The sequence below is a fragment of the Enterorhabdus sp. P55 genome (assembly GCF_009911695.1).
Lineage (GTDB): Bacteria > Actinomycetota > Coriobacteriia > Coriobacteriales > Eggerthellaceae > Enterorhabdus.
In genome coordinates, this window is the sequence record NZ_QWKK01000214.1 from 1 (window position 1) to 1,746 (window position 1,746).

Consider the following 1,746-nt stretch of genomic DNA (forward strand, 5'->3'; position numbering starts at 1 on the left):
CGGCCGCGTCCCGCGCCGCGGTCGATGCCCGCACCCAGGCCCGCGCCGCGCAGTCGTCACAGGCCGCCCGAGCCCAGCGCGCCGCAGCCCAGGCCCAGCAGGCTCCTCGCCAGGATCGCGGCCAGGCCCGCGCAGCCGCCGATTCGCGGCCGTGGCAGAACCCGCGGGCCAACGCCAACGCTAGCGCCCGCCAGGTCTCGCCGAGCCGCGGTTCGCGAGGCGGCTCGACCGGTTCGGGCTACGTCCAGGTGGATGCGCCTGCCGCCCATCAGCCGCACAGCTATGCGCAGGGCACTCCCTCTTCGCCGCTGCAGCCGCGCGACAGCCGTCGCCCCATGACGCGGTCCCATGATGCGCGCCCGGTCAGCGGCGAGCCCATCCCAGTGCAGGTGGAAGCCGCTTCCTCCACGGGCCTGTTCCGTCGCAAGAAGAACGCGGAGCCGGCGCGCGGCAAACACGCCCGCTAGCTTTCCAGTCCCTCTTGCAGCCGCTCGTCCGGTGAGAAGCCCCTTCGGAGTTGACCGGGGGGGGGGTCTCTGTTTGCTATCATCAGAGGGCGCGTAGTCGGGGAAAGGAAGCGAGCATGGGTGGGGACGACGGGATCATCGTGAACGAGGCGGGCGCCGAAGGCGGTGCATTCAGGCGAAAGGAGACGCCCGGATGCGTGGCGAAGCGGTCTGCGGTGTCTGGCGGCGCGGCTGAGCGTGTGCGCGTCCTGCTGATCGAGGACGACGCGTCCATCAACGAGATAGTCGGCGACCATCTGGAGCGATGCGGATACGCGTGCGTGCGCGCGTTCTCGGGTACCGAGGCGCAGCTGCTGCTGGAACGCGAGCGCTTCGACTTGGTGGTGACCGATCTCATGCTGCCGGGGCTCGCGGGGAGAGCCTGGTGGCGCTCATCCGCGCGTCCGATGCCACGATGCCCATCATCGTGGTGTCAGCGCGTACCGCGCCGGCCGACAAGATCGACCTGCTGAAGCTGGGCGCCGACGACTACCTGACCAAGCCGTTTGACTTAGAGGAGCTTACCGCGCGCATCGGCGTGCAGCTGCGGCACCGCCAGGCGCGTGCTCAGGCGCGGAAGGCGGGGGAGGCGGCTGCGGCGCCGACGGGGGAGGGCGCGTCGGGCGCTGCCGAGGGCGGCCGCCTGCTGCGCGTCGGTCGCTGGCAGGTCGACCGGGCCGCTCGTACGCTGGAAGTAGACGGCCAGGATGTGGCCCTCACGCGTACTGAGTTCAACATCCTTGAGCTGCTGGCCTCACATCCGAAGCGCGTGTTCACCAAGCAGGAGCTGTTCGAGCTGGTGTGGGGCGAGCCCTATGCCACCGAGGACAGCACGGTCAACGTACACGTGTCCAACCTCCGCCACAAGCTGCGCCCCTCGGGCACCGACGCCTACATCCAGACGGTCTGGGGTCTCGGCTTCAAGCTGGCGCTCTAGCCGCGTCCGCGCTCGCGTATGCGAGTGTTTCACGTGAAACACTCGGGGGAATGCGCTCCCGCCCGGGCCCCGCCGGCCCGCCCCGCTCCGCCGCGATGCCCCGAGCGCCCTGGCGGCCCTGTCCCGAGCTCCGCCCCGCCGGCGCCGCCCCGAGTTTCGCCCGTCCCGTTGGCGACGTGTCTCGCCTTGCGCTCTGCTCCGCGCTTCGCCTGGGCCTGTCCTTTCGCGCGACCTCCTTTGCTCTGCGGGCCTCCTTGCTGCGAATGTTTCACGTGAAACATTCGCGCCCCTGCCCCACCCGCC

The 1,746-nt window shown here is 70.6% G+C and carries 2 protein-coding genes and 1 pseudogene; all 3 read left to right on the top strand.

The genetic code is table 11. From position 1 onward, the window contains the following. A partial coding sequence (locus D1643_RS10870; RefSeq protein ID WP_160710625.1) for a hypothetical protein occupies positions 1 to 467 on the top strand: 467 nt, incomplete at its 5' end. A 116-nt stretch (positions 468 to 583) separates the two neighbouring features. After that, positions 584 to 981: pseudogene (locus tag D1643_RS11925) on the top strand (response regulator transcription factor); the annotation flags it as partial. A gap of 234 nt (positions 982 to 1,215) precedes the next feature. Beyond that, the gene (locus tag D1643_RS11930) at positions 1,216 to 1,443 is read left to right on the top strand and encodes a winged helix-turn-helix domain-containing protein (RefSeq protein WP_370520343.1); all 228 of its coding nucleotides are present in this window, start codon (positions 1,216 to 1,218) and stop codon (positions 1,441 to 1,443) included. The last annotated feature ends 303 nt before the right edge of the window (positions 1,444 to 1,746 follow it).